This window comes from Flavobacterium sp., from assembly GCF_044368625.1.
In the GTDB taxonomy this organism is placed as follows: domain Bacteria; phylum Bacteroidota; class Bacteroidia; order Flavobacteriales; family Flavobacteriaceae; genus Flavobacterium.
In genome coordinates this window covers 1-5224 of record NZ_JBIPPD010000350.1, presented here as the reverse complement: position 1 = coordinate 5224, position 5224 = coordinate 1, and the positions used below count along the sequence as shown (strand labels likewise).

Genomic DNA, 5224 nt, shown 5'->3' with positions numbered 1-5224 from the left:
CCGCCACCAAGAATGCCCTGGTTCACAGGTCGGCTCCTTCGCAGCTCACGCGGAAGCTCTCCGCGTTGTGCGTGGAGGCTCGAATGCTCCAGCCGGTTGGTAGGGTCAGCGGCAGTAGCTCGGGGCTGATGGACTCCGTGTAGCTGGCGGCGAAGGCCTGCACCGTGGCGCTTGGGGTTAGCGCAGTCACAGGCACCTCAAGCAGCAGATGGTGCGCAGAGGCACCGTCATGCAAAAAGATACGAACCATGCCCCCCGTGGTCGTGCCGGTCGCGTTGATTGCGATGCGGCGCACGCGGGTGCCGTTTGCGCCAGCGGTCAGGATGTTGGGAATCGTGCCAGTGCCATCACGCAACGCATTGGCGGCGCTGATGATGGCCGCGCCAATGCGAGGCGTGGCGGCGAATTGCGGGGTCAGTGCCATCGGGGCTCCTTAAATCACGCCCATGCCCATGAGGGCCAGGGCATCGGGTGTTGATAGGGAATAGCTGGCCGTGCCTTCGCGGTTGGTCAGGCTCAGGCCGAAGGTTTCGCTGCTGGCTGCCGGGGGGTTTCCTGGCGTGGTCGCTGCAATCAACTGGGTGAACGTCACCAGGTCGCTGCCCGCCACCGCAGGGCCAGCGTTTTCCACACGAAAGCCGCCCATGCTCAGGTTTGCCGTGGCCGGCGCGAGCGTGCTCAGGTAACGCTGCAAGTTCAGCAGCAGGCTGGCCTGGCCTTGGCGCGCCGCCACCAGCTCGGTGTTGTAGGGGTCAATGCCTGCAAACCTGGCATTGACCGCTTCAAACCCTTGCTCAACGGCCTGAAACTCGCCTTCCAGCGCGTCGGATCGGTTCGATGAGCCTTGCAGCACATCAAACCCTTTGTTGTAGAACGGGTTGGTCATCGCTCTCCTCGTCTTGGAATGAAGTTCACCGTCATGCCAAAAATGTCATGAGGCAGTTCGGTGCGCCCGGCGCTGTTGATAAGGAGGCTGAAGTTCGCGCCATTGCCTTCGATCCGAAAGCGCACGCGCGTGGCGTACTGGCCATCCCACTGGCCCACGTCCCACTGGCCAACATCCCAAAGGCTTGACGGCCCCTGAAAGCGGCCAGCTGTCACAACCGTGGGCTGAATCTCCACGTCGCCAAAGCTGAAATCGGTTTGCGTCCTGAGCTGCCCAGTGCTTTCGCCGCGCATTTCCAGCTCCACCGTCCTGAAGCTCTTGCGCAGCCGGGGCGAACCCAGCGAGGCGTAAGACAGGCGGGCCCAGGCCTCCACCAGCTGGCCGTCGAAGCCCCGGCCGCGATCCATCCGGTAAAGCATCCCCTGGTCGTCGCCAAAGAACATCGCTCCCTGGCCGGCTATCTCGCCATCAAAGGCGCAGCTCACCCGCTTGCGCAGGTTCAGCAGGCCCCAGGACATGCGCCCCTCTGCCGCAGGCGCGCCACTGAGGCCGTAGCCGTCAGCCGTCAGAATCTTGTAGCGGCCGTTCACCGAGTCCACCAGCGAGGCCACGGGCTCCATGGCCACGACGATGCGCCGCAGCGTGTCGGTCAGCGTGGTGAACGAGAAATTGCCGAAGGCCTGCGTGGGGCTGATGGCCCTCACGCCCTGGTCGTCCAGCGCCGTCACCATCTGCGACTGGCGCAGCGTGTAGGGCTTGCTCCCCGCATTGGTCGAAAGCGTGGCCAGGCGCCAATCCGCCAGCGAAGTGCCGTAGAGCACCAGCGACGAATTGCGGCAAACAATCAGCAGCGCCGAGCTCGTTTCCTGGCCCGCCACGGAAAGCAGGCCCGTCACCTTGTCGCCGGCCCCAAGCTCACCAGCGCCCCGCACGGGCGTCCAGCGGTAAGGGTCAGCTGGCGCAGAGTGCTGCACCGAACCCTCAAAGGCCAGGAACAAGTGATTCCGGTGCACCTCCACCGCCTGGGCTGGCGTGCCCACGGGCATGCCGGTTTTGATCGGCGCAATCACCGCCCCATCAAACTCAATCGGCGCGCCCCGGCCGTCGCAGCCATAGAGCCGAAGCCTGGCCGGGTCGCCCGTGAAGTTGTGTTGCACGAACTGCCAGCGTCCACCAGCTGGCAGCGTGATGGCCGTGCTGGGCCCGCTCAGCGTGCAAGTGCCGCCGCCCGTTGCAGCTCCAGCGGTAAAGCTGCCCGATGGCACCGTGATGATGAGCCGGCCGGCCGCACTGCCGCCCCAGTCCCCAGTCTCCACAATGGCCCGGCGCACCGTCGCGGTTACCCCGCCCCGGGTCAAGGTGCTGCCCTCCGCGTAGGCCGTACCGCCAGCGGTAAAAGCAATCTCATGCAGCTGCTGCACCGCCACCCAGCCCGCAGGCGTGGCCTTGTAGGCAATGCAGGCGGTCGCGCCCACGTTGTCACGGAAGGCGTACACCTCGCCGGCCAGCACCGCGCCACCCCGAAGGGGGCCCGAGCCTGGCGGCGCGCCAATGTCAGCGCGGTAAACGTCCTCGGCCGCCGCCAGCACCTGGTTGAGCTCCAGCGGGTCAATGCTCGGCTCGGTGTTGCGCGTCAGTCCAATGTCGGTGCCACCACGGCGCAGCAGCTCGCCGGCCGTAAAGGTGCCCGTGGTCTTGGTCAGCGCCACCAGGCCATCGCGCACAAAGGCCACCGTGCCCGTGGCTGCGCTGGTCGCACCCGTCAGCACCTCGCCCACGGCGCAAGCCGCGAACGTGGTCAGCGGGGCAAACAGTCGCACCTGAGCCTTGGAAGGCTCAAAGCGGCCGTCATAGCGCTCGTAACCGCCGATGCGGGAATACCCGCCGCCAATCTTGGGCTCGTAGTTCTCGCCGCCAATCATGGCGCCAGGCGGCACCTGGTTGCCCGTGGCCTCGGTGTAGAGCCCGCCGCCCAGCGGCACATAGGCGCTTCGGGTTGTCGTGGCCGGCAGCTTCAGCAAAGCGCACCGCCCAGCTCAATCTCGGGCGCGCACTCGCGCTCCAGCTGGCGCTTGATCTTGCCCCACTCGCGTTCGGCCGTTTGGTACAGCGTGCCGGCTTCCTCGCGCCCTGCGTACTTTTGCAGCGCCAGCCACACGATGCCAATGTGCAGGTGCGCCGGCATGGCCGGCTCGTCGGTGTCGGCCGCCAGCTCCGAAGGGTTGGCGTACACCTCCACCGTCAGGGCCGTGTCGGCCAGCGCTTGCGCATCAAAGCGCAGCTCGCCATTGGGCGCCACCGTCCAGCAGCGCGGCACACCGGCAGAAATCGGCGCCCACTGCTGCTCACGGAACACCTCCCAGGCCATGTACTCCAGGCGCCGGCCGGTTGCGGTTTCCCGCATGCTGTCCTTGACGTAGTTGCGCGCCGGCAAGCCCTGGCTGGCAATCGCTGACTGGCCCAGCAGCAGCGTCAGCGCAGGCTGTTGCCAGCGCCAGCCCCACAGCGCCAGGCCTTGAATCTCCAGCCAGGCCGAAGTGGCCCAGTCGTTGAGCGCTTTGAGCTCGCCGGTCAGGCCCGCCAGCGTGGCAGGCCCTGAGCCCGACACGCCAGCTTCCTGGCGCAGCCGCTGCACGATTTGCAAGCGGTTCATGCGTCAGCTCAGCGCAGGCCGGCCGCAATGTTCACATTGCGCATCTGCTCGGTTTGCAGCCAGCGCCCACCGTTCGGGTTCGCGTCATGCAACACAGCGAACGGGTACAGCAGCGTGGTCTTGGGAATCATCGCGTTCCCGGCTTCCACCTGGAAGGGGTTGCGCTTGGGCTGGCTGAAAATCGTCTTGCGCATTTCGAGCAGGATTTGCACGAACTTGCGCTTGATGTCCACCGCGCGGCCAAAGGGAATCGCGCAGTCTTCCCCGTTGTGGTTCAGCACGATGCCGGGAATTGGGGTGTCCTGCTGCTCATGCACCTGCACCTTGACCGGCTCATTCCAGAAGGCTTCATCGGCAATGTCCTTGGCCGTGAAGGCTGGAGCCAGCTCGATGGTTTCCTGGCGCACGGCGCCGGGGTTCAGGTTCACGGGGGGCTGCTGTTGCAGGTCGCCCACCTCTTGCGAGCCAGTGAATTCGGGTGCTACGTTTCGGGTTCGGGTCATGTCGGGTTCCAGTGAGACAAAGAAAAAGGGCCAGCCCGTTGCCAGGCTGGCCCCTCGTTGGTTGCCTGCGTTAAGCAGGCTGGGTGCTTACTGCACCGATACGCCGTGGCGAATGCGAACCATCCAAGCCTCGTTCAAGGCGCGGGCTGCGTACCAGGTATTCACACCCACGAAGCCGCGAAGGCCCATCGGGTTGCCGTGGTTCATGGAAGTGGCCGGCAGCAGGGTCGGCTTGATCGCGGTGCGGCCGCGCAGCGCAACGTGGCCAAAGGCCTCTTGCGCCAAAATCACCGTGTCGTAAATGTCCACGGCGGCGGAAGTGCCTGGCAGCAGCGGGGGCGTTTGCGAGCCCGAGTTGGCGCCACCAGCGGCCACCGTCACCGGCATGATCGGCACCGCGATGAAACGGAACTCCTCCCAGCTGCCCACCTCGTACTCGCTGATGGTCTTGCGCTGGCCGTACTCGCTGACGTGCACAAAGCCCGTCAGGTCGCGCACGTCAGGAATCGCATCGGTGTTAATCATGGCGATGTAAGCCGCCTCAACCGGTTCGGTCTTGACGTTCACCGATGGGGCAAGAATCTCAGTGATCTTCTTGGCGCGGCGGTTGGCCAGGGTGCGAGCTGCGGAACGCAAGTCGCCGGCCAGCAGGCGACGAACCACCAAGTTCACGTTGGCCACGTTGGAAGCCAGGCGCACGTTGGCCGAAGCCGCCACCAGTGCGCCAATACGCACCAGCTCCAGCGCTTCGCCCATCGTGTCGCCGGCCAGCTCCACCATGTCGCTGGGCACGTCTTCTTCGTGCAACAGCTGCGTCTTCGAGCTGAACTCAAAGAGCACGCCGAAGTTTTGCAGCGTCATGGTCACGTCCACGTAATCGACGTTGTAAGTCGTCGGCGTCGTGCCTTCAGCCAGCAGCAGGTTGGCGCCGCCAGGCGTGGTCAACATCGCGTTGGTGATGTTCGGCAGCTCAACGCCCGAGAAGTTGTTGAACGGGCGCAGGCGACGGAAAGTGATGTTGTCCGTCATGTTCTCGGGCAGGTTGCCGTTCTTGGCGAACTTACCCGACACCTCCATGCGCGTCACTCGCGTGAGCATCTCCTTGGCGGCATAGGTGTTGGTACGCGGCAAGCGCGTGTTGTAGTTATGGATGGGCATAGATGACTCCTAAGGATGGGATGG

Annotated in this window: 6 protein-coding genes; all 6 read right to left on the bottom strand. The window is 64.9% G+C overall.

Annotated elements, in window-relative coordinates; translation table 11 throughout:
* Positions 1 to 22 precede the first annotated feature (22 nt).
* Positions 23 to 424 carry a hypothetical protein gene (locus ACIQ2X_RS16335; RefSeq protein ID WP_396180058.1) on the bottom strand — a complete coding sequence of 134 codons (402 nt, stop codon included), beginning with the start codon at positions 422 to 424 and terminating at the stop codon, positions 23 to 25.
* Between the two features lie 9 nt (positions 425 to 433).
* The gene (locus tag ACIQ2X_RS16330) at positions 434 to 886 is read right to left on the bottom strand and encodes a hypothetical protein (RefSeq protein WP_396180057.1); all 453 of its coding nucleotides are present in this window, start codon (positions 884 to 886) and stop codon (positions 434 to 436) included.
* Positions 883 to 2907: a hypothetical protein gene (locus ACIQ2X_RS16325; protein ID WP_396180056.1), complete on the bottom strand. Its 2025-nt coding sequence runs from the start codon at positions 2905 to 2907 to the stop codon at positions 883 to 885. The genes ACIQ2X_RS16330 and ACIQ2X_RS16325 overlap by 4 nt, the downstream gene beginning before the upstream one ends.
* The gene (locus tag ACIQ2X_RS16320) at positions 2901 to 3539 is read right to left on the bottom strand and encodes a hypothetical protein (RefSeq protein ID WP_396180055.1); all 639 of its coding nucleotides are present in this window, start codon (positions 3537 to 3539) and stop codon (positions 2901 to 2903) included. The genes ACIQ2X_RS16325 and ACIQ2X_RS16320 overlap by 7 nt, the downstream gene beginning before the upstream one ends.
* A gap of 8 nt (positions 3540 to 3547) precedes the next feature.
* Positions 3548 to 4042 carry a hypothetical protein gene (locus ACIQ2X_RS16315; RefSeq protein ID WP_396180054.1) on the bottom strand — a complete coding sequence of 165 codons (495 nt, stop codon included), beginning with the start codon at positions 4040 to 4042 and terminating at the stop codon, positions 3548 to 3550.
* Positions 4043 to 4129: 87 nt separating this feature from the next.
* Positions 4130 to 5200, bottom strand: a complete 1071-nt coding sequence (locus ACIQ2X_RS16310) for a N4-gp56 family major capsid protein (protein ID WP_396180052.1) — start codon at positions 5198 to 5200, stop codon at positions 4130 to 4132.
* Positions 5201 to 5224: the final 24 nt, after the last annotated feature.

What these genes read in the sequence shown, in the direction of transcription:
- ACIQ2X_RS16330 (WP_396180057.1), bottom strand. Translation starts at nt 886, where the DNA reads ATGACCAACCCGTTCTACAACAAAGGGTTTGATGTGCTGCAAGGCTCA.
- ACIQ2X_RS16320 (WP_396180055.1), bottom strand. Translation starts at nt 3,539, where the DNA reads ATGAACCGCTTGCAAATCGTGCAGCGGCTGCGCCAGGAAGCTGGCGTG.
- ACIQ2X_RS16315 (WP_396180054.1), bottom strand. Translation starts at nt 4,042, where the DNA reads ATGACCCGAACCCGAAACGTAGCACCCGAATTCACTGGCTCGCAAGAG.
- ACIQ2X_RS16335 (WP_396180058.1), bottom strand. Translation starts at nt 424, where the DNA reads ATGGCACTGACCCCGCAATTCGCCGCCACGCCTCGCATTGGCGCGGCC.
- ACIQ2X_RS16310 (WP_396180052.1), bottom strand. Translation starts at nt 5,200, where the DNA reads ATGCCCATCCATAACTACAACACGCGCTTGCCGCGTACCAACACCTAT.